Origin of the sequence: Kosakonia sp. CFBP8986 (genome assembly GCF_034044935.1) — a bacterium.
GTDB lineage: Bacteria > Pseudomonadota > Gammaproteobacteria > Enterobacterales > Enterobacteriaceae > Kosakonia > Kosakonia cowanii.
Map to the genome: position 1 here is coordinate 99,496 of NZ_JAXCXB010000010.1, position 25,011 is coordinate 124,506.

Sequence of the window (25,011 nt, forward strand, 5' to 3'; positions counted from 1 at the left end):
TCAGGGGGGCTTATATGGTTATGCAAGTACCTGGCGCGGGGGGGATCACCCCCGCTTTTTCACCCGGCGGGCAACTGCCGGGTAACCTGCCATTAACCACTCCCCTGCCCGGGTCTTCTTTGCCGGGTCTGGGTAACGATCTCCCGATCTGCTACTCCGGCACTAGCGGAACGCCGCTGGCGGGCCTGGGCGATCCGACCCAACAGTTCGATCAGCTGTTAAAGCAGGTTGGACTGGGCGCGCTTGTTGATCCCGCCGCCGAAGGGGAAACGATGCCCGTGGCGTTATTTACCAGCGAAACCGCAGGTGAAGAGACGCCGCAGGCAGCGGGCGATGGCGTGCGGACCAGCGAGAAGGACCTCAGCGTCAGGCCGACGGAAGATAACCTGAAAGGCCGTCCGCCGGGTGATAACCGCAGCGCCGAGCAGATCATTGATGAAAACCCGGTGCTGAAAAATCTCGGCAATCAGAAAGATATCAAGCGCGAGCAGCTAAAAGAGCGCTTTGGTGACTGGACGGACGCCAATAAAGATCCGAAGAGTCGTGCTGATGCGGCGTATAACATGGCCTGCGTGTTAAACAGCATAAAAGGCCTCAATGCCCGCGATGGCAGCGAGCGAACGGAGATCTCAGCTAACGACAAAATAGAGGGTATCACCAAGGATGGCGACGCCCGCCACGGTACCGAGGCGGGTGTACTGAAGGATATCGCCGAACAGGGGCTGAAAATGCTGCCGGAGAATAAACAGCTGCCGCAAACCAATGATACGCACGTAAGAAAGGATGGGACCAATAAAGACAACTTCCAGTGGGGGATGGGCGAGTTCGGCAAGATATTGTCGAACATCCCGATTCTCAAATCTGTTGCTGCGCCTTTCTTCAACAACATTGGCGAGGCCCGTAATCTGGGCGAAGTCTTCACCGGTGGCCTGAAAGGTCTGGCTGAGGGTGGAATGAGCGTGGCGCGTGGGCCGATTGGCTGGGGCATTACGGCCGCTACCGACACCGTGCAGATTGCGGTGGAGAATGCCGGAGGGAAAGGGAAGAACGAACCGCCGCCGTTTGCCTGATTTATTACCTTGCTGATGTTTGTCCCTGTACCCGATACAGGGACTTTTTTTTGCCTGCTATGCAGGTAACGTACCTTTGCCGCTGGAGATAACATCGGCAAAATTGAGCACTTTCCCGACATAGGTTGCATCGCCGGTACCGGTTTTCGAGATATCTGTCAGATCGTTGACATTCACATTCCCCGGCCCTGAGTTATAGGCCCGCAGCCCGGCACCGAGATCGCCGCCAAACGCCTGCCGCTGCTCTTTCAAATAGAGCGCACCGGCCATAATGCTGTCTTTAGGGTTAGCGGGGCTGGCATCGGATCCCAGCAGATGCGGGTATCTGCTTTGCAGATCGGCGAAGGTGTTCGAATTAACCTGCATCAGGCCGCTGTCGGAAAGCCCATTGCCGCCGTTAACGGTGGTCGCATCGATTTTCCCGCGTGACTCCTGCCAGATTTGCCCCGCCAGCACTTCAGGCGGCTGGTCGGTCTCTCTGGCGGCATGCATTATCGCCTTCTCATGATCGAGTAGCGGCGCAGGTAAATGCAGTCCCGACTCGCCTTTTATCAGCGGAACGCCGCCGGATGCCGGTGTCTGCTGGGCAGGTGTGTTCAGGGCAGCACTGGAGGCAGAGCCCGGTTGTGCCGCACTGCCCGGTTGTTGTGCAGAAGCGGCGGCAGGCTGATCAACAGGCTGCTGCACAGCGGCGTTCACCGGTGCGGCGGGCGCAGCCCCCTCCTCTGCTGAGGCGCCCGGCATCCCGGCTCCGGCTCCGCCGCCGCTACCCGCTCCAGCACCAGCGCCTGCTCCTGCGCTGTTATTTTGCTGCTGACCGGAGAAGAGCTGCTGCAACATCATCAGCAGTTGCAGTAGTGCTTGTATTTGCGGGCCCAGTTGCTGCATTAGCCCCTGCATCTGCATCGGATCCATACTGCTCTCACTGTCGGGCGTGGCGCTGAGGCTACTGAAATCCGTGCCGCTCATGGCATCATTGCCAAAATTAATTGCCTGGCTGCCGCCAGCAAAATCTGTCGGGCTGAACGAGGCAACGTTTTTTTCATCGAGCGCGCTGAAATCAGGCATTTGCGGCTGTAGCGGCGCGAAAACCGAACCTGACGAGATATTCATCCTTCTGTCCTCTCAACAAAGGGTCATCATTAGCGCCAGTCACGCTGACGCATCCCTCCCGGTTTTACCGGGGTATGATTGAGTGGACAGCGCGCGGCGCGGGTTCCGCGCAGAGCGTGCTACAGCGAAAATTCAGACGAAAAAAAGCCGCATCGCTGCGGCTTTTAAGAGGGGGCATCAGGAGGCTTTTTTCGGCTCTTCAGGCTCTGGCGATCCTGCTGGCCCTGCGGCTTCTGATGAGGCAGAAGACCCGGACGCCACTGATGATGCTGATGATGTCGGTAAGGAGTCCGGCAGCGGGATCATCTCGGCGATACGCTCGCTCATCTTCTCTGCTTCAGATTCAAGCAGGGCGATAATGGCTTCGTAGTCAGCCTGCGTTAACTTCTCAGGCTGGGGGCTTTTGATACTCGCCAGCCCCGGGAAGGTTTGCCACCATGCATAGGTATCACCCCGGCGCATCTCGGGTGAACGCCCGGGCGGAGTGTTACGCAACGGGCCGGAGGTATGCGAATGGACGCTGGCGCTGTCCGATTCGCCCGCTGCGGGTGAGTCGCTCCTGCGGGCGTCAACGGCAGGCGCTTGCGGCGAGCTTTCACGAGGAATTTCAACAACCTCCGCTTCGGGCGAACTTTCCCGGCGGGCCTCAACCTCCGGCGCTTGTGGCGAGCTTTCACGAGGAATCTCAACAACCGGCGCTTCCGGCGATTCACGACGGGCCTCTACCTCCGGCGCTTCGGGCGATTCCCGGCGGGTCTCTTCAGCTGGCACTTCGGCGTCCGTTGACGGCCCCGCTACCGGCGGTTCGCCTGCGGGCGGTCTTGCGCCAGAACTTACCGGGGCTTCCTCTTCGATCGTGGCGGCGGCCTTCGGGCGAAGCTTGTTTGCCACTGCACTCTCAGCTTCCTTATACAGAAGACCAAACAAACCCTGCTGGAAGTAAGAATAGGCGTTCGGTATCAGGGCCGCCGCATTGCCTACACTTTCGCGGGAAGCGCGGAAGCTGCCTTTTTTCGCCAGCTCCAAAGCGGTCTCAGCCGCCCCCTTCTGACCGTCGGTGAAAATTTTCTCGAAGCCACCTTTGGCCACGCGCGCTGCGCCCGAGCCGGTGCCCAAACCGAGAGCTTCCATCCCTTCCGAGGCTACCACGCTTAATGCACTCAGCGTGGTAACGCCCTCAACCCAACGTTTTGGCGATTTTGCGTGCGCCAGCACTGCATCGAAGTGGCTACCCTCGCCACTATTCTTCTTGCCGTTGGACAGCGCCATATAACGATCTTTCCAGTCGTTACGGCCAAATAAAAACTCCGCGCCGTGCAGGTTGTCGTAGTAGTTTTCAACGACGCCACTCAATGAACCGGCACCCGAGGTCAGGCCAAAACCAGCAATCTGATTAATGGCATAACCCGGCTTAAGCGCGGCTTGTATAATCCCCATCGGCTCTGGCCGCGGCTTATTTTCAGGTAATAGCTGAGTTGCACTGGAAACCCCACCGGTAATCGGGTTGCGGACGTTAAAGCCCGTCCCGCCCAGCGCCGCCATTTTTAATTTATGCAGAAAGGTATCGCGTTTTTTTGCCTCTTCCTGCATAAGAGGGTGCAGCGAATCCATATCCGCCTGCATCCATCTCGAATCCTGAATGCTGCTACCGATAACCCGTGTGAGCACGGCTTTGAACGCTACGGCGGTCATCCCCCCCGCCACGCCAGCGACAAAGTTGTGCATGGGCGTGCCCGGCTCCAGCTTCATCGCGCTCGCTATCCCCTTACCGACCAGATCGCCGGGGACACCGGAAAGGGCATAGATCATGCCAATAGCCCCCTTTGCCTTAGCCATGATCATCGTGTCGCAGCTGCGAGCAAATTTGAGCACATCTTTTACCTGATCGTCCGTCTGGTGCAAATCATCGTGCAGGGCAACAGCTATATCATCCAGGTATTCATGTACATCCGCCCCGCCTCTACAGGCGTTATGCAGCGTATTCGCAATACGCCCAATCTCCGCTAAGCGCGCCCTCGCAGCAGGGGTTGTCGTAGCGACTGCGCTGGTTGATGGCCCACCGCGCGAGGCCAGTTCAATCGCATCGTGCTGTACAGGGGAAGCTGGGCGTCTAATTCCTTCCATCATTCTCACTCCGCCAGGTTGTGCCGGTTATCAGTAACCGGTCAGTTGATGACTTGCGAAATGAATAGCTCACCCCGCAACGATAGCGTTGAGTGGGATGCGAGCGGGCCCGGTTTCAATTTTGCGGAGATTTTTTAAGGTTTTGTGATGCAGCTAATAAAAAGCAGCCAGATGCGCTGCGCTTCAGCGGAGAGAAGCATTTTTTAACCGTTTATGTGGACCTGGTTAGATCAAATGACGATGGGGAGCCACGCGGGAAAGTTATTCATAATGCTTCATTTAACAACCGCTTGATAACGGGATTTTTCCCACCCTGCCTCATTGCAGGATCTGGCATCAGGTAAAGCTTAAACTCCACACATTGGCGTGGAGTTTTTTCATCTTCTCTCAGGCAATCGCCAGCTCAATGACTTCGAAGAGTTTTTTCGCGCCAGCGTTCGATTGCGTCAGCGAGATTTTTTGTTTTTTCCCCTCTTTCAGCCAGAGCGTAATCTGCTTATTCAACGCACCGGAAAAAGTCACCTTCTGAATATCGCTGAACCGCGTGAAGAATTTTTTTTCATCCTCAAACATGCCTGGTAAACAGTAGATAGCCTCATCGGTTAACACCACGCCACGATCGCCCTTTCCTGCCAGTGTTTCATCAAAGTAAAAAAGAAGATCATCTTTTTTAAGCGGCGGTAATGTTCCCGCTGCGGCAACGGCCTGGATAAAATGAGCGATTTTTTTATCGTTCAGTTGGTCATAGCGATAAAAGTGATGATCTTTGTTCGTCGCGTAGCGCTGCTCTGTTTCATGGTTCAGTTGGTAGACAGGCTGTTCATCCGCAGGCGTGCTCACTTCAGCCAGTGAGCGGGTTAGCGATGCGCCCACCGCTCCGGCACCAGGAACGATCGTCGAGGTGACCACCGTTTGGGTAACGTTACGCGTATAGTCAGCAACGACAGTTCCTCGTGCCGTGGTGTACCCGCTAACGGATTGTGGCAGTGTTGCAGAGGTTTTTACCAGGCTCATCCTGAAAGCCGCGCGCAGCGAGGCGAAAATCGAGGCAATCAGTAGCATAATCATCGGTACAGATAGCAACATCACGCAAAAGAGGAAAAAAGTGTGTTTTGGCGTAGCCGAACGTTCGCTGATACGCCCGACAGATGCTGCTGCCGCGATAAAGTAGACGACGCCGCATCCTGCCGTCAGCCACACATTGCTGTCGCTATTATTAAGATGATAAATAACAGGAATTAAGAGGCTGGCATAAAGCGTTACGCTCAGCAGAGCATCCGGCAGCAAATTCTTAATACCTTCAAATGCTTTGCCGATGTTGTACAAAATCCAGCAGATAAGAACTATCCAACCAATAATCGGAATGGCTGCGGCGATAGCCATCAAAATGAAGCTGATGACCATTCCACTCAGCATACCGGCAAGATGCCCTTCCGATGCCAGGTAATAAATAAAAAACAGCAGTGCAAAAGCCATCATCCCGGGAAGAATAAAAATAATAGCTTCAGGCAGGAAAAATACGCCAGCCCAAACCGCTACCAGCAGTAAAAAGCACAATCCGGGCCCGATATTCTGCTCTTTCACCGCCACATCCGTATAATTTGTCATTTTATTTTTTAACCTGTTGTTTACTCACGTCTTGCTGTATGTTCGAAATAGCTTAATAAGTGAAATATTTCTGCAAAAAAACCGCTGATTAATTGAAACAGCGGTTTCTGATACTGTTATTTCTTCCGAAGAATATGTTTTCCGGCAGGCGCCATGCGTCAATATTTTTCTCTGCGCATACTTTCCCGATAATTTGCTCATACGTACAGCCCCCTGATTTGGGGGCGGTAACAGGACAATCCGGTCGGTACTCTACGCCGCCGGTCGTATTGCGTCTAATGATATATATCAATCACTTGAGCACTCTCACCTTAGCGTCAAACAATTTGCGTTAGGGCGGTGTGCGAAGCGCTTTAAACCCATCATTAAAAAGCTCCACGCGCCGGCGTGGAGTGTTCGCTCTGTTACGCCAGCGGCCAGGCCCCGGCTTCAATTACGCACGCCGAACCGCTCCACGCAAACAGCGCGAGCGCGCGCTTATCAGTATCAGGGTAGATGCGGCTGCTGAGACACGCCTCACCGTCGTTAACAAACACCTCAACTGACGAGCTGTCGAAGAAGAGACGCAGTTCCAGCGACGCGTTGATATCAACCGGCACGCTACGCATCCCGCACAGCCCATACTGCGGATAGTGACGCGCCAGCACCAGGCGCTGCATCTGCGCATCAACGTAGATGCGCAGCCCCTCACCGAGGCTGACGCCATACTGCTCTGCGCTGCTGTTACCGCACTCCCAGCGCAGAAGCACCTCCAGCGCCTCACCGTTCTCCGGCAGCGTGATTTGCTGATTCTCAAGCCGCGTAACCGGCCATGGCATCCACGCGCCGCGCAGGGTTTCCACCTCTCTTGTCGGACGCATCTGCACGCGGTTGTCGGCGCTCAGGCTCACTTCTCGCGGCAGCGATAGCATCCCGGCCCAGCCATCCTGCTGCTCCGGCAGCGGCGATTCCCACATATCCAGCCAGCCGATAACAATCCGCCGACCATCAGGCGTCAGCAGGCTCTGCGGGGCATAAAAGTCATGGCCGTGATCCAACTCGATAAACTCGCTTTCGCGCACAAAAGGCTGGCCCGGCTGCCACTGGCCGAGGATATAGCCGCTCTGGAAGAGATTACGGTTGCTGTAGCCCTGCGCCGCGATGCCTTGCGGCGAGAACATCAGTACCCGTTTGTCGCCGAGGGTGAAAAAGTCCGGGCACTCCCACATAAAGCCGAGCGCTTTTTCCGCCTCATCCAGCACACCGGCGTCCTGCCACTCGCGCAGATCGTCGGAGCGGTAAAGACGAACATGGCCCGTTTCGCCGTCGCGTGCGCCGACGACCATGTACCACGCATCCCCTTCCCGCCACACTTTCGGATCGCGAAAGTGGTGCAGCCCGGGCGGCGTATCCAGCACCATCCCATAACGTTCAAAATGGATGCCGTCGCGGCTGGTGGCCAGGCACTGCACCTGATAGAGATTGGCCTCATCCGTGGCATCGCCGTGAAATTTATGCCCGGTGTAGATCAGCGCCAGCGTGTCGCCATCGACCACCGCCGAGCCGGAAAAGCAGCCATCTCTGTCTGCCGGGCCTTCAGGCGCCAGCGCCACCGGCAGATGCTCCCAGTGCAGCAGATCTTTACTGCGCGCATGCCCCCAGTGCATCGGTCCCCACTGCGTGGAGTAAGGGTGATGCTGATAAAAGGCGTGGTACCAGCCATCAAACCACACCAGCCCGTTCGGGTCGTTCATCCAGCCTGCGCGCGCCGCGAGGTGGTAGCGCGGATACCAGCGCAGGTTTAACGTGTCTCGTTTGGCCACAAGCGTCTCTTCAGCGCCGGCAAGTGAATATGTCATAGTCGCTACTCTTTTCGGTTAAATGGTGGAGGGTTGCGGCATCAGCGGGTCAGAAGATGACTTACCGGAACGCAACAGGAAGATGGAGATAAAGGTGGTGGCGAAGACCAGCAGCCCCATGATCAGGTAGGACTGGGCAAAGCCATATTTCTCATAGCTGTAGCCCGCCAGCGGCGACAGCACCGAGGCGATCACCGAGCTGGTACAGGCGAAGCCCACCAGGTAGAGCGTTGAGGAGAGGCGTTTATCGAAGTGCAGGCTGTTGTACTTAAAGATCGCCACCAGCAGGATCGGCAACTCGACCGCGTGCAGCAGTTTGGTGATGGAGATAAGCAGCGGCCCCTCCACCAGCCCGGAGGCGACCATGCGCATTGCCATCACCATGCCGGCGAAAATCAGGCCGTTCTTCGCGCCAATCCTGTTCACCAGCCACGGCGCGCAGAACATCCCCGCCGCTTCAAGAAACACCTGGAACGAATTGAGATAGCCATACATGGCGTTGCCCTCCTGCAAGGTCGGGAACTGCGACGAGAAATAGACCGGGAACTGCTGGTCGTAGACGCCATAAATACAGGTGCCAATCACAAACAGCACCAGCGCCCAGAAACGCGGCAGCGTCAGTAAACCCAGCGCATCGGCGAGTGTTACCTTCCCGCCGCTCACCGCCTCCTGCATCGCGTGCGGCGCAGAGGAGACTTTTAAGCGCGCCAGCAGCACAAAGAAGATCAGCCCGGAGGCGCTTGCCACCGCGAAGTTGAGTTTCGGGTTGATGTTAAACAGCAGACCGGCAAAAAAGGTCGCCACCGCCCAGCCAAGGGAACCCCACATCCTTGCTTTACCAAACTCAAACTGGCTCTGGCGCGCGACGCGCTCGGTGTAGGACTCCAGCACCCCGATGCCGCCGTTAAAGGTTAAGCCGATATAGATGCCACCAAACACGCTGCCGAGCAGGATGTTGATCTGTAACAGATAGCCAAACAGTAAGAACGCCGGGCCGGAGAGCGCCAGCATGGCGGTCAGATACCAGAGCAGGTTTTTGCGCAGGCCCAGCTTGTCCTGAATAAAGCCATAACAGATCTGCGCAAATAGCGCGGAGACGGAGAGCACGGCGTAGATGATCCCGGTATCCCCCGCTTTCAGCCCCACCTCCTGATGAAGCCAGATGGAGAGCAGCGAGCCGGAAGCGGACCAGGTGACGAAAAAGAAGAACAGTAAGGCACTGAGCAGTGGGTAGCTGTGAGCGTGATGGGCTTTCATCATGACAGTCTCATATTGGAGTTGTGCAGCGATGATAACGTTAACATTATGCGTTACTCATTGGGTTCTGCCGAGATTCATGATGTTAATCACAAGAGTTAACGTTAACATAACAGGAGTGAGAGGGAGATCAAACTCCGCGCCTGTGACGACACCATAAATACGTTACGATAGCGCCCTCTCTGGCCGCAGTGATTGCGCGAGTAAGCCCGCATGGAGTAACAGATATGGCGTCTCTGAAGGATGTAGCAAAGCTGGCGAATGTTTCGCTGATGACGGTCTCGCGTGCGCTCAACAGCCCGCAACGCCTCAAGCCCGAGACGCTGGCGCGGGTGCAGGCGGCGATTGAGCAGATGAATTACGTTCCGGATCTTTCCGCGAAAAAGATCCGCGGTGCGCACGCCTCGCCGAAAACCATCGGCGTGCTGGCGCTGGATACGGTGACAACACCCTTCTCGGTGGAAATTACCTTATCGATTGAAGAGACCGCACGCGCGCACGGCTGGAACAGCTTCGTGATGAATATGTTCACCGACGACAATCCGGATGCGATTGTTGATCTGCTGCTCTCCCACCGGCCCGACGGCATTATCTACACCACCATGGGGCTACGCCAGGTGCCGCTGCCCGCCAAGCTGCTTACCCTGCCCTGCGTGCTCGCCAACTGCGAAAGCCTGCACCATCCGGTCGCCAGCTATATTCCCGACGATGAACAGGGCCAGTACAGCGCGGTAAAAGCCCTGCTGGAGGCGGGTTATCGCCAGCCCCTTTGTCTGCATCTGCCCGAACCGCTGCTCGCCACCGCGCGTCGTCGCAAGGGTCTTGAGCGCGCCTGCCGTGAAGCCGGGGTTAACCCGGACGGCCTGACTCACCGCTATATGGCGCCGGGTGACGAGCATTACCGTGACATTCCGGCGCAGGTGCTGGCGCATATCCACGCGCAAAAGCCGCAGTTCGATTCGGTGATATGCGGTAACGACCGCATTGCGTTTATGGTGTATCAAACGTTACTCGCGCAGGGGCTGCGCATTCCGCAGGATGTGGCAGTGGTTGGCTACGACAATATGGTAGGCATCGGCGAGCTGTTCCTGCCCTCCCTTGCAACGGTGCAGCTCCCGCATTATGAGATCGGGCGCCTGAGCGCCCTGCATATTATTAACGGTAGTGAACACAAGCAGACCACGCGGGTTGCCAGCCCGTTTTTGCTGCGTGATTCCATGCTGGCGGCTGATTAATGTGCTGCTTTGCCCAAGCTTTACGCCTCGTTAGCCACAAACCAAAAATCCACGCATAAGCGTGGATTTTTTATCATTCAACGAACGGTTAACGCAGCAACGACAGCATGGTCTGCGGCACCTGGTTGGCCTGCGCCAGCACGGACGAGCCGGCCTGTTGTAATATCTGCGCCCTGCTCATATTCGACACTTCCGTGCCATAGTCGGCGTCATTGATTCGGCTGCGCGCGGCGGAAAGATTCGTCGCCGCCTGATTAAGGTTATTGATCGTCGATTCAAAGCGGTTCTGAAATGCCCCGAGCGAACTGCGTTGGGTATCGACGGCTTTTATCGCATCGTCAATGGCGGCAAGGGGATTATTGAGTATCGCACCGCTAAAGGGGGTGACGGTGCCATGGAGCACATCAAAGCCGACTGCTTTTACGCTGCGTGCATTGCCGTGAATGAATTCGCCAGAGACCTGGCCAATCGAACCGGAATTTGCCCCCAGGTTGTAGTCATCGCTGCTGCTCATCGTGATAACAATCTCTTCGCCATCATCTGTCCCTACATGGAAGCCGTAACTGGCCGTACCGGAGCTGGTATTGAGAATTTTGATACCGTTGAAATCAGTCTGCAGGGTCACGCGGTTAATCTCGGCCATACGCTCATTCACTTCCGACTGAATAGAGTCGACATCGGAGGCAGAGTTAGTGCTGTTTTGCGCCTGCACGGCCAGATCGCGGATACGCTGCAAGTTGTTATTGATTTCGCTTAATGCACCTTCAGCCGTTTGTGCCAGCGAAATAGCATCGTTGGCATTTCTTGCGGCCACGCCCATACCGCTAATGCTGGAAGAGAAACGGTTGGCAATTGCCTGGCCCGCAGCATCATCTTTCGCACTATTAATACGCAGGCCGGAGGATAAACGCTGAATTGCAGAGCTTTGCGCCGCCTGGGATTTATTAAGGTTATTTTGGTTGATGAGTGACAGCGTATTGGTATTGATGACGGCCATGCTACAACTCCTTGTAAAAATAGATTGAAACCGGCGGTGCGGTTATCTATTAGCATCGGCACGAGCGTTGAAAACTTTATGCTCTTTAAGGGAATTGCGGTAACAAGCGCTATGAAGGCCCGCTACCGCATAACAACAACTACCCCAGCTGGCCGTGATTCAGCCGTGTCAGGGGGGCATTGACGTCAAACAGTTTGACGGTGATGTTGGTGGCGCCAAACTGTTTTAACCGCTCCATATGTTTATCCATATAGCGCTGCGCGTTCGCTTCGCTGTCGAAGAGATAGATCCCTCCCGCTTCCTGAGCGAGCGCATTCTCGGTCCACACTTTCCATAAAAAGCCCGGCTCCCGATTGATTGATTCGGCCAGCTCCACCAGCTGCCGCGACATCTCATCGCCAAATGGGCCGTTAAAATCGAAGTGAATCTGCACTACTTTACTGGCCATACTATCCTCCGTGATGGCATGTGAATAAGCCTGTCGACACTATTTCATCGCTCGCGAAATAGCAAAAAAAAATCCACGCCGGAGCGTGGATTTGGTGTCAGAGCAGGTGATGCCAGTACGGTTAAATATCGTCCGTTGTATGGTGTACAACGATTTCCAGGGTGTGGCGTACAATATCGCTTTTCACCACATCCTCTGTGGTCTCGATCATCTTGATCAACTCCAGGATCAAGGCTTTGTGGGTAATACGTTCACCGGCTGCCATAACACCACGAATCGCCGCGCCCAGTACCACAGACTCCTCTGCGAGCGTCTCGCCGCCGCTGCGAAAATACTCAGCAAGCGAGAGATCAGGCAAATTTTCATATTCGTGTGAATCCAGCAAAACCTGGCTCATCGTTTACCCCGTTTTATAATGATAATAACCGTGTCTGTTAATGTTTTTTCGAACTGCTGGCGGTGTTGTCGCCAAACAGCTGGAAAACGTTATCCCTGCTCTGCTCATCCCACTCATCGCGCTCGCTTCCCTTGTCGCGCCTTAAGGAGGCAAAATTATTGTTGCTGATTTCAGCAATAATCCGCCCCAGCATCTGCCGCCGCTGATTGTCCTGCTCGCTGGCCTCCATCGACCGCAGCCTGTTAATCAGCGCACGTGTGCTAATGGGTGAGTTATCTTTCAGAAGTGACAATACTGCCACTCCGATAAGTTCATCTGTCAGTTGCTCTATTTCACTACTATTCATAACTGCATCTCGGGTTGCCGCTACTTGCCGAACTGCAATTGCGGCATGAAGCCAATTCTCCCTTGGGGACGATTAACTTTTCTGCACGCGCATGAAGCGCTTCATCACCCCGCGAGAATTGACTCAAAAGCCAAAAGTATTGCCGTTGGTCAAACTCTGTTAGCGATCGAAAAGCAGGCCAATCAGCGTGTGATAGTGGCTCTCCTCTTCCGGACCAGAAGCCTGCTCCAGACGGCTCAGCAATTTAGTACAAATTGCCTTGCGGTTCAGGTTGCGTCCTTCGCTCAGGATCTCAACGGCGATCTGTCCCAGCGTCTGCTGCTGAGTCGGGAGTGATGCCTTGTTGAAATAGCGGGTAATGGCATTAGCTGTATTCGGAAAATAACCGTTCTGCTGCATATGTCACTCCTCAAATAGTCCATTAACTTGTTAAAGTAACGTTAAAGTTATACAAAAAACGCCGTTTTGTACATATTAATTGTACAAGTTTGTTAGCCATCTAATGAATATTTCACAATCTTTATATTTATCAGGTGATTATAACCAGGAAAATTTTTACGCGGTTGAACAAGGTTGTACAAGCTGAAAAGCCGCGTGTACAAGGGGCACAAACAGCATAATTCTCTGCTAAATCAAGGGAGACGAGGTACTTTGCATCTGGTAGTGTGAGCGCTCATTCACCCGTTTCGGAACGCTTATGCTCACCACCCTCATTTACCGCAGCCATTTTCGCGACAACGTATCGTTTTCGATGCTTGAAGGGATGGTTGAAGCGGCCAATCAAAAAAACAGCCAGGCCAACGTAACCGGCATTCTGCTGTTTAATGGCACCCACTTTTTCCAGCTGCTTGAAGGGCCGGAAGAGACGCTGGATCCGATTTACAACGCCATCTGCAATGATGAGCGCCACTTTAACGTTGTGGAGCTGCTGCGCGACTACGCGCCGTCACGACGCTTTGGTAAAGCCGGGATGGAGCTGTTTGATCTGCGCGCCTACGACCGGGAAGAGGTGCTGCAAACGGTGCTGGATAAAGGCACCTCAAAATACCAGCTTATTTATGACGACCGCGCGCTGCAGTTCTTCCAGACCTTTGTCGAAGAGGGCCAGAAAGAGAACTACTTTGAGATCCCGGTCGACGACGAGTGGGAGTTCGTTCCCGACGGCAGCGCCGTTACCCTGCCCGCGTCTGTTGCCGCCACCAGCACCGACTGCCGCTTTGCCTTTCAGCCGTTGATCGATCCCTTTGCCCGCAAAGTGGTAGCGATTGAAGCCCTGCTGCGTACCCCTTCGGGCGATGCACCGCAGGCCTACTTTGACGGCCTGACGGGTGATGCCCTCTATAACGCCGATCTTGAGAGTAAGAAAGTGGCGTTCGCGATGGCCACCGCGCTGGATATTGGCGCGCAGACCCTCTCGGTCAACCTACTGCCGATGACGCTGGTAGAAGTGCCCGGTGCGGTGGAGTTTATCCTGCGCGAAATTGAGGCTAACGGCCTGGTGCCGGAGCAGATCATTGTTGAATTCACCGAGAGCGAAATCATTTCACGCCTCGAAGAGTTCACCGAAGCGGTGAAGTTGCTGAAAGGCGCCGGGATCCGCGTGGCAATTGACCACTTTGGTGCCGGCTTTGCGGGCCTGCTGCTGCTGGCGCAGTTCCAGCCGGACCGCATCAAAATCAACCGCGATCTGATCCAGGATGTACATAAGAGCGGCTCACGCCAGGCGATTGTGCAGGCGATCATCAAATGTTGTACATCCCTTGAAATTCAGATCTCCGCCGTCGGTGTCGAGAAAGCTGAAGAGTGGATGTGGCTGGAGTCGGCGGGTATCTCCCAGTTCCAGGGCTACCTCTTCGCGCGCCCGGATATCAACGGTATTCCAGCGGTCTGCTGGCCAGAAAAACAGGACGATGCTTAATCGCTCCTTAAGTAAAGCTGTACAAAGTGCTTGTACAGCCTGCAAGGCTTAACTAGGCTTTGCGGGTGTATATCGGGGTTACGAGGAAGTCATGGCGTTTTACAGTATTGGCGAAGTTGCTGAACGGTGCGGAATTAACCCCGTCACACTTCGCGCATGGCAACGTCGTTACGGTTTGCTAAAGCCCCAGCGCAGCGAGGGCGGCCATCGTCAGTTTGACGAGGCGGATATTCTGCGCATTGAGGCCATTAAACGCTTTATCGAAAGCGGCGTCTCGGTCAGTAAAGTAAAAGCGTTGCTGGATGAGACGCCCGTCGGCGTCGAGCAGGGCTGGGCGAAGGTGCAGGAAGATCTGCTGGCAACCCTGCGCCAGGTTAACCCGGCCAGGCTGCGCGCCATGGTGCTGGATATGGGGCGTAAATACAGTGTCGATCAATTTATCGATGAAGTGATTATGCCGGTGCGCCTGCTGCTGGCGCGGGATCAGAACACCGCACGGGTGATCTTAAGCCTGCTGGACGGCGTATTGATCGACTTTGCCGTCACCCGCCTGGCCCTCAATCGCCAGCAGGGAAGTAAAGAGGCGCTGTTTATCGCCTGGAACAATGACGATCGTACGCGCCTGTGGCTGGAAGCATGGCGCTTCTCGCAGCAGGGCTGGTCACTGGATGTGCTCGCCGATCCGCTCGACTCCCCGCACCCGGAGTTTTTCCCGGGAAAGCAGTTGGTGGTCTGGACGGGTAAAGCGCTGACCCAGCGCCAGTCACAGCAGTTTACCCACTGGCAGGAGCAGGGCTTCGCCCTCACCTTTCACGGCCCGCAGTAAACCGCAGCCTTACGGCTGCCAGGTTTGCTGATTCCCGGACATCTTTTTATCTAAGTAGAACGCGGCACTGATCAGCGCCAGATGCGTCAACGCCTGCGGGAAGTTACCAAGCGGGAAGCCGCGCTCATCAAACTCCTCGGCGTACAGCCCAAGATGGTTGGCATAGTGCAGCAGCTTCTCAAACTCAATGCGCGCTTCATCGACAAAATCCGCCCGCGCCAGGCATTCGACATACCAGAAGGAGCATGGCGCAAAATAGCCCTCCTCCCCCTGGAGCGAATCCGCCGGGGTCTCCTCCTGCAAATAACGCCGCACCATGCCGTCGCGCATTAACTTTGTACGAATGGCGTCGAGCGTTGCCAGCCAGTCAGGATCTTTGGCACCGATAAAGCGAAACAGCGGCATCAGCAGCATTGAACCATCGACATCGCTGCCGTTGCGCGTTGAGGTAAAGTGGCCGAGCTTCTCATTCCAGAAGTTATGCCAGATATCGTCGCGGATCTTCTGCCGCGTCGCCTCCCAACGGGCAAACGGCATTGAGAGCGACCGCTTGGCACCCAGCCGCAGCGCGCGGTCGAGCGCCACCCAGCACATCAGGCGCGAGTAGAGAAAGTTCTCCGGCTCGCCGCGCATCTCCCAGATGCCGGCATCGGGTGAATCCCAGATCTCGCAGACATAATCCACCAGCCGCATCACATGCCCCCACGCGCGATGGGAGATGTTGTCGCCATATTTGGTCGTCAGATAGACGGCATCCATTAATTCGCCGTAGATATCGAGTTGCAGCTGTTTATAGGCTTCGTTGCCTTTGCGCACCGGCCGGGATTTGAGGTAGCCAGCAAGGTGCGGCAACTCCTCTTCGGTGAGATCCGTTCCGCTGTCGAGGCGGTACATCACCTGCAACTTTTTCGGGTCGAACTTACTGTTCTCCATACAGCTGCCGATCCACGCGCCGAAGGCTTTTGCCTCCTCCACATAACCTAAGCGGATCAACGCATAGCAGCTAAAAGAGGCGTCGCGCAGCCAGGTGGCGCGGTAATCCCAGTTACGCTCGCCGCCGGGCAGCTCCGGCAGGCCAAAAGTCGCCGCCGCGGCAATCGAGCCGTAGCGCTGCGAGGTGAGCAGCTTTAGCACCAGCGAAGAGCGCGTTACCGCTTCGCGCCAGCGACCGCTGTATTTGCTCTGCGCCACCCAGTTTTGCCAGTAGGCGAGCGTGCGCTGGCGCATCGCCGCTACCTGTTTTAGCGCCGCATGCTTCACTTTGCTGTCACCGAGCACAAAGGTCGCGGTTTCGCCCGTTTTAAGCGTGAACTTCCCTTCGACCAGCCCTTTTTTCACCTGCAACGTTTCGGATGAGGCCAGCGTCAGCGCCGCGCCTTTCGTGCCCTTAAAGTGATAAACCCGTTTATCCTCCTTCACCTCCGGCACGTCGCTGGCGTAATTGAAGCGCGGCGAGCAGTGGAGCTTAATGGTCGCCTCGCCATAGATAAGGGTGATTTGCCGCACGATCAGCGGGTTGGCTTCGTCATCCTCGTTGATGGCGATAAAGTCCGTCAGCTCCACCATCGTCTCATTCGAGAGCCAGCGGGTTTGCAACACATTGGTATCCGGCAAATAGTGCTGAATGGCGCGCCAGCCCTCGCCCAACGGCGCAACGGAGAAGTAGCCGCCCCGTTTAGCATCGAGCAGCGAGCTAAAAACGGAAGCGCTGTCGAGATTGGGCCAGCAGAGAAAATCAATCGCCCCTTCAACGGTCACCAGCGCGCAGGTCCGCAGGTTGCCGATAATGCCGTGCTTATCAATCACGGCGGTGGTCTGAGTGTCGGTTTTCATTCGGATCCTTATGCGTGCGGTTACGCTTTAAGCGTAGGTGACGCAAAGGGTTCCCGCATCTGTGCCAGGCTTAACAGGAACTCACTTCACTGACGCGGAGAAACGCATGACGCAATACGCCTCACTTCCCGATGATCAACTACACCTGATCGACCGCTACTGGCGCGCGGCCAACTACCTCTCTGTCGGGCAGATCTACCTGATGGATAACCCGCTGCTGCGCGAGCCGCTTAAGCCTGAACATATCAAACCGCGCCTGCTTGGCCACTGGGGCACCACGCCGGGGCTGAACTTTATCTATGCCCATCTCAACCGCGCCATTCGCCAGCACGATCTCGATATGATCTACATCTGCGGCCCCGGACACGGCGGGCCAGGCATGGTGGCGAACACCTGGCTTGAGGGAAGCTACAGCGAGATCTACCCGCAGGTGAGCCAGGACGCGCAGGGGATGAAAACCCTCTTTCGCCAGTTCTCCTTTCCAGGCGGCATTCCAAGCCACGCCGCACCGGAAACGCCGGGGTCGATTAACGAAGGCGGCGAGCTGGGCTACTCCCTCTCCCACGCCTTTGGCGCGGTGTTTGATAACCCATCGCTGATTGCCGCCTGCGTGATTGGTGACGGCGAAGCGGAGACCGGGCCGCTGGCGTCAAGCTGGTTCGGTATTAAATTCCTCAACGCCGCGCGCGATGGCGCGGTGCTGCCGATCCTGCATCTCAACGGTTATAAAATCGCTAACCCGACCATTCTTGGACGCAGTAGCGATGAGGATCTGCTGCATCTGTTTCGCGGCTACGGCTACGAGCCGCTGATTGTCAGCGGTCATGAGCCGGAGAAGATGCACCGCCAGATGGCGCAGACGCTGGAGCAGGCGCTGGAGCGTATTCGCCACTACCAGCAGCAGGCGCGCAGCGGTGAAGCCGCTGAAGAGTTACCGCGCTGGCCGATGATTATTATGCGCAGCCCGAAAGGGTGGACCGGGCCGCAAACGGTGGATGGTAAAAAAGTGGAGGACTTCTGGCGCGCGCACCAGGTGCCGGTCTCCTCCTGCCGGGAAGATGACGGTCACCGGCAGATCCTCGAAGAGTGGATGCGCAGCTATCAGCCTGAGGATCTGTTTGACGAGCAGGGGCGGCTGCGCCCGGAACTGGCCGCGCTGGCACCCGAGGGCGACAAACGTATGGGCGCCACGCCATGGGCCAATGGCGGCCGTCTGCGCCGCGAGCTTAATACTCCGGCGATTGCCGATTACGCCGTTGATGTCACCTCGCCCGGCGAAACGCAGGCGGAATCCACCGCCGCGCTCGGCGCTTATCTGGCGGGCATCTTCCAGCGCAACCGGGATAACTTCCGCCTGTTTGGCCCGGATGAGACCGCCTCGAACCGCTTAAGCAAAGTGTTTGATGTCACCAGCCGTACCTGGCAGGAGCCGGTCAAACCCTACGATGAGCAGCTTGCCGCCGATGGCCGGGTGATGGAGATCCTCAGCGAACATCAGTGCCAGGGCTGGCTTGAGGGCTATCTGCTCACCGGGCGGCACGGCCTGTTTAACTGTTATGAAGCCTTTATCCATATTGTCGATTCGATGTTTAACCAGCACGCCAAGTGGCTGAAAGTGACGCGCAAACTGCCGTGGCGTGAGCCAATCTCATCCCTTAACTACCTGCTCTCGTCCCACGTCTGGCGTCAGGATCACAATGGTTACAGCCATCAGGATCCTGGTTTTATCGACCACGTGGTGAATAAGAAAGCCGATATCGTGCGTGTCTATCTGCCGCCTGATGCCAACACCCTGCTCTGCGTGGCGGATCACTGCCTGAAGACCTGGGATCGCATTAACGTGATTGTCGCCGGGAAGCAGCCTGCACCGCAGTGGCTCAACCTTGAAGCGGCGCAGCAACACTGCGCGGCGGGTATGGGCATCTGGCACTGGGCGGGCACCGTTGACGAAGGTGAAGAACCGGATGTGGTGATGGCCTGCGCCGGTGATGTGCCGACGATGGAGACGCTGGCGGCGGTCGATCTGCTGCGCGACTACTTCCCGGATCTGCGCATTCAGGTGGTGAACGTTGTCGATTTGATGGCGCTGCAAACGGCAGAGCAGCACCCGCACGGCCTGAGCGATGAGGCGTTTGACGCTATCTTTACAGCGGATAAACCGGTGATTTTCGCCTTCCACGGCTACCCGAGCCTGATCCATCGCCTCACCTACCCGCGCAATAACCATGGCAATTTCCATGTGCGCGGTTTTATGGAGGAAGGCACCACCACCACACCGTTCGATATGACGGTGATGAATGAACTGGACCGCTTCCACCTGGCGCAGGAGGCGATTGTGCGCACTCCCTCCCTGCAAGGTAAAGCGGATGCGGTGCTGGATGAGCTGGCAGAGAAGATCGCCGAGCATCACCGCTACGTGCGCGAACACGGGGAAGATTTACCCGAAGTCCGCGGCTGGAAATGGCCCTCCGCCCAGGGCGACGGCGATGCCCCCGAGTAACCTCTGCAACCGCCAGGCCGGATAAGGCGTAGCCGCCATCCGGCAATGGCGTGGCGGGAATAATGCCGGATGGCGCGTGAACGCTTATCCGGCCTACGCGGTTCCAGCAGCGACTGTTTTTCATTGGACATCCATCTCACAGCGACGGTGTTGACCCCCGCTGAAATCGGCGAACCGAAGCGTGAATGACAAGGTCTGGACGCCATGGATGGCGGACAGAGGCGAACCGAGACATGGACGAGTCCCGGAACGGACGAGTAAGTCGAGTCGAGCCGGCCGCAGTCAGGCACGCGGGAGGTGAGCGTAGTGCGCAGCACCGATTTCCTCGCGGGGCCGCGGGGATTGATAAGGGGAGCGCGGCCGCTCCCCTTATCCCGTTCACCGCACAAGAGATTAATGAAACTCCCCAACCACCGGTGAACGGAAACATTCCACCAATGCCCCCATGCAAGCCCCATCGCCCGGATGGCAAATCACCCAGCATCACTCTCCAGCCGCTGCCGATGCCGCAACCCCGGAAACCACCTCATCCACAGCGCCACCACAATCAGCGTCCCCACCCCGCCAATCGCCGCCGCGGGCACAGCCCCCAGCCATGCGGCAAGCATCCCGGACTCAAACTCCCCAAGCTGATTGGAGGTATTGATAAAAATCGAGTTGACCGCATTGACCCGCCCGCGCATCTCATCCGGCGTATCAAGCTGCACCAGCGAGCCACGGATCACCATGCTGATCATGTCAAACCCGCCGAGCGCAAATAGCGCCAGCAGCGAGAGCCACATCCAGCTTGAGAAGGCAAACACCAGCGTCGCCACACCAAAGCCCGCGACCGACATAAACATAATGATGCCGACACGGCGCGTCAGCGCACGGTGGCTTAGCCAGAAGCCAACCAGCAGCGCGCCCACTGCCGGAGCACTGCGCAGCAGTCCCAGCCCGAGCGGGCCGGTATGCAACACATCGTGGGCGAAAATCGGCAGCAGCGCCGTCGCACCCCCGAGCAGCACGGCGAAGAGATCGAGTGAGATCACCCCCAGCACATCCGGTCGGTTACGGATAAAGCGCACCCCGGCAAAGAGGGAAGAGAGCGTCGCGGGCGTGCGTTTTGGCTGCGCCTGCTCATAGCTCAGGGTGATCACCAGCAGCAGCGAGAGCAGATAGAGCGCCGCCGTGACGCTATAAACCACATCCGCGCCCGCAGCGTAGAGAAAGCCGCCCAGCGCCGGGCCAACGATCTGCGCCGCCTGGCCGGAGACTGCATTCGCCGCCGTGGCGCGTGGCAGAATCGAGGCCGGAACCAACGCCGGTAGCATTGAGATCATCGACGGCGATTCGACGGTTTTCGCGCAGGAGATAATAAAAATCAGCGCCAGGATGACGCCGACGCTGGCATCGCCCTGCCAGGTGAGCCAGGCGAGCGCGACAATCGCCACCCACTCGCACACCTGCGACAGCAGCACCACGCGACGGCGGTCAAACTGATCGGCGATATGCCCGGCGGGCAGCGCCAGCGTCAGGGAGGGAATAAACTGCACCAGGCCAATCATCCCCAGCCAGAAGGCGCTCTGCGTCTGGGAGTAGATCTGCCAGCCGACAATAATCGACAACATCTGAAAGCCAAAGCTGGAGCTGGTGCGCGCCAGCCAGAAAGCGACAAAGGATCGGTGCTGCAATAAACGGCCATCGCTGGCGGATAACAGGGGTGCCATAACATCTCTCTATGGGTGGTAATTAATGTCCGGCCGACGGCGCGCCAGGCGCACCGCTACGCACAAACGGCGGGCGGGCAAACCAGATAACGATCATTAGTGCTAAAAAGAGCCACCCCAGCAGCCAGAAGTAGTCGATAGTCGACAGCATATAGGCCTGCTGCTCAAGGGTTTTATCCACCGCAGCCAGGTGCTGCTGCGTCGCGCCGCCCATCTTATGCAGATAGTCCGTCGCCGCCGGGTTCCACTGCGAGACACTTTCGCTGAGGGTGGCATGGTGGTAAATCTCGCGCCGTGACCAGATCCAGGTGGTGAGCGAGGAGGCAAACGAGCCGCCCAGCACGCGGAAAAAGGTCGCCAGACCGGAGCCTTCCGCCACCGCCTGGCCGTGCAGGTTAGAGAGCACAATGGTGGTGATGGGCATAAAGAAGAATGCCACACCAATGCCCATAAACATCTGCACTTCGGCAATGGTGCGGAAATCGACCTCGGTATTGAACTGCGCACGCAGCAGGCAGGAGGCGCCCATGGTCAGAAACGACAGCGTTGCCAGAATACGCAGGTCAACTTTATGAGCATAGCGTCCAATAAACGGCGTCAGCAGCAGCGGCAGAAAGCCCATCGGTGCCGCCGCCAGCCCGGCCCAGATCGCCGTGTAGCCCATCTGGGTTTGCAGCCACTGCGGCAAAATAATGTTGATGGCGAAAAAGGCCGCGTAGCCGAGGGTCAGCGTGGCGGTGCCGATGGCGAAGTTGCGATCTTTGAACAGCCGCAGGTTAACAATCGGGTGCTGCTCGCCAAGTTCCCACATCACAAACGACACCAGCGCAATCGCCGAGAGCACCGACATCACGATAATTTCGTTCGAGGCGAACCAGTCGAGATCGTTGCCCTTATCGAGCACCACTTGCAGCAGGCCGACGCCAAGCACCAGCAGCGCAATGCCGATGTAATCAATCGGCGAGGTGGTAGTGGTCTCTTCCCGCTCGCGCAGCTGCATCCAGACGACAATCGCCGCGAAGATACCAATCGGCACGTTAATGTAGAAGATCCACGGCCAGGCGTAGTTATCGGTGATCCAGCCGCCGGTGATCGGCCCGACAATCGGTGCCACCACCGTCACCATTGAGAGCAGCGCCAGCGCCATGCTGCGTTTACTGGTGGGGAAAATGACCAGCAGCAGCGTCTGGCACATCGGAAACATCGGTCCGGCGAAAAAGCCCTGTAGCGCACGGAAGATAATCAGCTCCGTCATGCTGTGGGCAAAGCCGCAGAGAAATGACGCCAGGGTAAAGAGCGCCACCGAGCCGACAAACAGCCGCAGCTGACCAAAGCGGCGGGTAAACCAGCCGGTGAGCGGCAGCGCAATGGCGTTACACACCGCAAACGAGGTGATGACCCAGGTGCCCTGATCGGCGCTAACGCCGAGATTGCCCGCAATGGTCGGCAGCGCCACGTTGGCGATGGTGGTGTCCAGCACCTGCATAAAGGTCGCCAGCGACAGCGCAATCGTCGCCAGCACCAGGCTGGGCGGCGTAAATGCCGATTTATCTTGCATCGCGTCTCTCTTAGCGGGCGGCTACCGGCTGGCTATTATCATGAAGGATCTGTGCCACCAGCGCGTCGGCCTTATCAAGCGCATTCTGGTAGACGTCTGTTGCGAAACGCGGCTGCGCGACGCTCTGCTGCGGCAGCAGGTGCCCTTCGGTGTCGCGAATATCGACGCGGGCGGCCATCGACAAACCGACACGCAGCGGATGTTTCTGCATATCATGAGGATCGAGGGTAATGCGCACCGGCAGGCGCTGGACAATCTTGATCCAGTTGCCGCTGGCGTTCTGCGCGGGCAGCAGGGAGAAGGCGCTGCCGGTACCAATTCCGAGGCTCTCAATCGTGCCGTGATACTCCACGTCATCACCATAGAGATCGGCAGTCAGCGTCACTTTCTGCCCGAGGCGCATGGTGCTCATCTGGCTCTCTTTGAAGTTGGCATCTACCCACACCTGATCGAGCGGCACAATCGACAGTAGCGTGGTGCCGGAATCGACACGCATGCCAAGTTGCACCGCGCGCTTCGCCACATAGCCGCTCACCGGCGCAACGATGGTGCTGCGGGCGTTATCGAGAAAGCGCTGACGCAGGGTGGCGATGGCGCTTTTAATCTCCGGATGACTGTCGATAACAGTGTCGTCAACCATTGCCATATTGGTGTTGAGCGCCTGCTGGGCGGCAATCAGGTCACTTTTCGCACTGGTGACGTTGTCACGATAATGTGCTAAATCCTCAGCGGTGACCGCACCAGTGGCGAAAATCTTCTGCCGACGCGCGTAGTCACTCTGCGCCGTTTGCAGCGCCACTTTTTTCGCCGCCACCTGCGCACGATAGTTATCCGCGGTGCTGTAAAGCCCGCGTACCTGGCGCACGGTGCTGGCGAGGTTGGCCTGCGCCTGTTGCAGCGCAATTTCCGTATCGGCCGGGTCGAGCAGCACCAGCGGCTGCCCTTTTTGCACAAAGTCGCCCTCATCGACAGCAACCTGGGTGACAGTACCGCCAATCTGCGGCGTCAGCGTCACCTGGTTGGCGCTGACATAGGCGTCATCGGTGGTTTCGTAATAGCGGGCATAGAGCAGATACCAGGCCAGGCAGCCAGCGGCGATAATCACCAGCAGCACAAACAGAATGGCGAAGTTGCGCTTACGTTTACTCGGCGCGCGTGCAGGTTGAGCAGCTGAATCGGTCATCTTGATCACCTTTCAGGAAAACTTAGCGATAGGGTTGAGTTGCGCCGTCAGGCAGCATTTTGATCAGCAGCGTCACCAGCTGTTGCGCTTCATCATCGGTGAGACGCTCGGTGAGTGAGGTGAGGATCGATGCCAGCGCCTCATTCTGGAAGCGATCGCAAATTGTCCGCCCCTTCTCCGTCAGGCCGAGGATCACCTGGCGTTTATCGTCGGGGTTGGTGGTGCGCACCACCAGGTCGCGTTTTACCATGCGCTCAAGCATACGGCTCATGGCACCGGCGTCCATCAGCAGGTTTTTGCTCACTTCGACCGGGCTGGTGAAGCCTTTATAGATGCTGATCAGCACCTTGAACTGCGCGGCGGTAATATCCGCCGGCGAAAAGTAGTGGCTGAGAAGCTGGTCTTTGAACTGGTTTGCCAAATGGATCAGCAGGCCGAGGTGCAGCTTCGGGTTAGGGTTATCCGCAGAATTTGTCATGATATTTGCCTGGTCAATAATTACAAATGAAATTACTGACCAGGCAGATAACTGTCAATGAATTGTCAAGATAAGCGCACATTTTGTCAGTTTCCGGCAACCGTACCCGGCACTTGTAGGCCTGATAAGCGCAGCGCCATCGGGCATCCCCGCAATGCCGGATGGCGGCTTTCGCCTTAGCCGGCCTACAAAAGCATATGCACCGGCGCTCCGTAGGCCCGATAAGCGCAGCGCCATCGGGCAACTCCGCAGTGCCGGATGGCGGCTTTCGCCTTATCCGGCCTACAAAAGCCTATGCACTGGCGCTCCGTAGGCCGGATAAGCGGTACGCGCCATCCGGCAATGTTTCAGCGACACCGTTTTTTTTTATCTTCGATATGACAGCGATGGGGGTTGTGTCCCCGCTGAAATCGGCGAACCAGAGCGTGAATGGCAAGGTCTGGACGCCAGGGATGGCGGACAAAGGCGAACCGAGACAGGGACAAAATTGCCGGGAGCAATTTTGAACAGCGCTTGCGCTGGCCCCGAAGGGGCGAGTCCCATGGATGGGACGAGTAAGTCGAGTCGAGCCGG

The 25,011-nt window shown here is 57.0% G+C and carries 20 protein-coding genes; 5 read left to right on the plus strand and 15 right to left on the minus strand.

The window, feature by feature from the left end:
• Positions 1-14: 14 nt before the first annotated feature.
• Positions 15-1,070, plus strand: a complete 1,056-nt coding sequence (locus SOM48_RS19650) for a hypothetical protein (RefSeq protein ID WP_320512843.1) — start codon at positions 15-17, stop codon at positions 1,068-1,070.
• Between the two features lie 57 nt (positions 1,071-1,127).
• On the opposite strand, the gene SOM48_RS19655 is transcribed toward SOM48_RS19650, so the two are convergent.
• The 5 genes from SOM48_RS19655 to SOM48_RS19675 form a co-directional block, all read right to left on the minus strand.
• Positions 1,128-2,183, minus strand: a complete 1,056-nt coding sequence (locus tag SOM48_RS19655; protein WP_320512844.1) for a transglycosylase SLT domain-containing protein — start codon at positions 2,181-2,183, stop codon at positions 1,128-1,130.
• 177 nt (positions 2,184-2,360) lie between these two features.
• Positions 2,361-4,310, minus strand: a complete 1,950-nt coding sequence (locus SOM48_RS19660; protein ID WP_288879750.1) for a hypothetical protein — start codon at positions 4,308-4,310, stop codon at positions 2,361-2,363.
• Positions 4,311-4,694: 384 nt separating this feature from the next.
• Positions 4,695-5,915, minus strand: coding sequence for a hypothetical protein (locus tag SOM48_RS19665; RefSeq protein ID WP_320512845.1), 1,221 nt, complete (start codon positions 5,913-5,915; stop codon positions 4,695-4,697).
• 404 nt (positions 5,916-6,319) lie between these two features.
• Entirely contained in the window at positions 6,320-7,753 is a 1,434-nt protein-coding gene (locus tag SOM48_RS19670; protein WP_320512846.1) for a glycoside hydrolase family 32 protein, read from the minus strand.
• A gap of 18 nt (positions 7,754-7,771) precedes the next feature.
• Entirely contained in the window at positions 7,772-9,013 is a 1,242-nt protein-coding gene (locus tag SOM48_RS19675) for an MFS transporter (RefSeq protein ID WP_128482820.1), read from the minus strand.
• Positions 9,014-9,237: 224 nt separating this feature from the next.
• Between SOM48_RS19675 and SOM48_RS19680 the strand changes: the two genes are divergently transcribed.
• The gene (locus SOM48_RS19680) at positions 9,238-10,245 is read left to right on the plus strand and encodes a LacI family DNA-binding transcriptional regulator (RefSeq protein ID WP_320512847.1); all 1,008 of its coding nucleotides are present in this window, start codon (positions 9,238-9,240) and stop codon (positions 10,243-10,245) included.
• A gap of 88 nt (positions 10,246-10,333) precedes the next feature.
• On the opposite strand, the gene SOM48_RS19685 is transcribed toward SOM48_RS19680, so the two are convergent.
• From SOM48_RS19685 to ycgZ, 5 genes are all read right to left on the minus strand, one after another.
• Complete coding sequence (locus SOM48_RS19685) at positions 10,334-11,242, minus strand: flagellin N-terminal helical domain-containing protein (RefSeq protein WP_054804473.1); 909 nt, start codon at positions 11,240-11,242, stop codon at positions 10,334-10,336.
• Between the two features lie 139 nt (positions 11,243-11,381).
• Complete coding sequence (locus tag SOM48_RS19690) at positions 11,382-11,690, minus strand: monooxygenase (protein ID WP_054804472.1); 309 nt, start codon at positions 11,688-11,690, stop codon at positions 11,382-11,384.
• Positions 11,691-11,811: 121 nt separating this feature from the next.
• The gene (locus SOM48_RS19695) at positions 11,812-12,087 is read right to left on the minus strand and encodes a biofilm development regulator YmgB/AriR family protein (RefSeq protein WP_023478767.1); all 276 of its coding nucleotides are present in this window, start codon (positions 12,085-12,087) and stop codon (positions 11,812-11,814) included.
• A 37-nt stretch (positions 12,088-12,124) separates the two neighbouring features.
• Positions 12,125-12,433 carry a hypothetical protein gene (locus tag SOM48_RS19700; protein ID WP_076769965.1) on the minus strand — a complete coding sequence of 103 codons (309 nt, stop codon included), beginning with the start codon at positions 12,431-12,433 and terminating at the stop codon, positions 12,125-12,127.
• 159 nt (positions 12,434-12,592) lie between these two features.
• The gene (gene ycgZ / locus SOM48_RS19705) at positions 12,593-12,832 is read right to left on the minus strand and encodes a regulatory protein YcgZ (RefSeq protein WP_023478790.1); all 240 of its coding nucleotides are present in this window, start codon (positions 12,830-12,832) and stop codon (positions 12,593-12,595) included.
• 298 nt (positions 12,833-13,130) lie between these two features.
• Here ycgZ and SOM48_RS19710 point away from each other — a divergent pair, with 298 nt between their 5' ends.
• Both SOM48_RS19710 and SOM48_RS19715 read left to right on the plus strand, forming a co-directional pair.
• Complete coding sequence (locus SOM48_RS19710) at positions 13,131-14,351, plus strand: diguanylate phosphodiesterase (RefSeq protein ID WP_076769966.1); 1,221 nt, start codon at positions 13,131-13,133, stop codon at positions 14,349-14,351.
• 91 nt (positions 14,352-14,442) lie between these two features.
• The gene (locus tag SOM48_RS19715) at positions 14,443-15,177 is read left to right on the plus strand and encodes a MerR family transcriptional regulator (RefSeq protein WP_054804471.1); all 735 of its coding nucleotides are present in this window, start codon (positions 14,443-14,445) and stop codon (positions 15,175-15,177) included.
• 9 nt (positions 15,178-15,186) lie between these two features.
• Here SOM48_RS19715 and SOM48_RS19720 read toward each other — a convergent pair whose 3' ends face one another.
• On the minus strand, positions 15,187-17,010 hold the full coding sequence (locus tag SOM48_RS19720; RefSeq protein WP_320512848.1) for a glycoside hydrolase family 15 protein: 1,824 nt from the start codon (positions 17,008-17,010) through the stop codon (positions 15,187-15,189).
• 106 nt (positions 17,011-17,116) lie between these two features.
• On the opposite strand from SOM48_RS19720, the gene SOM48_RS19725 reads away from it, so the two are divergent.
• On the plus strand, positions 17,117-19,510 hold the full coding sequence (locus SOM48_RS19725; RefSeq protein ID WP_320512849.1) for a phosphoketolase family protein: 2,394 nt from the start codon (positions 17,117-17,119) through the stop codon (positions 19,508-19,510).
• A gap of 473 nt (positions 19,511-19,983) precedes the next feature.
• Here the strand turns inward: SOM48_RS19725 and SOM48_RS19730 are convergent, their stop codons facing one another.
• From SOM48_RS19730 to SOM48_RS19745, 4 genes are read right to left on the minus strand one after another with little or no spacing between them, the layout of a single operon-like run.
• Entirely contained in the window at positions 19,984-21,219 is a 1,236-nt protein-coding gene (locus SOM48_RS19730) for an MFS transporter (protein WP_139966173.1), read from the minus strand.
• A gap of 22 nt (positions 21,220-21,241) precedes the next feature.
• Positions 21,242-22,777: a DHA2 family efflux MFS transporter permease subunit gene (locus SOM48_RS19735; RefSeq protein WP_128482812.1), complete on the minus strand. Its 1,536-nt coding sequence runs from the start codon at positions 22,775-22,777 to the stop codon at positions 21,242-21,244.
• A 10-nt stretch (positions 22,778-22,787) separates the two neighbouring features.
• A complete protein-coding gene (locus tag SOM48_RS19740) occupies positions 22,788-23,960 on the minus strand; it encodes an HlyD/EmrA/EmrK family protein (protein ID WP_289747080.1) in 1,173 nt (390 codons plus the stop codon).
• A 22-nt stretch (positions 23,961-23,982) separates the two neighbouring features.
• On the minus strand, positions 23,983-24,438 hold the full coding sequence (locus tag SOM48_RS19745) for a MarR family transcriptional regulator (RefSeq protein WP_128482810.1): 456 nt from the start codon (positions 24,436-24,438) through the stop codon (positions 23,983-23,985).
• Between the last annotated feature and the right edge of the window lie 573 nt (positions 24,439-25,011).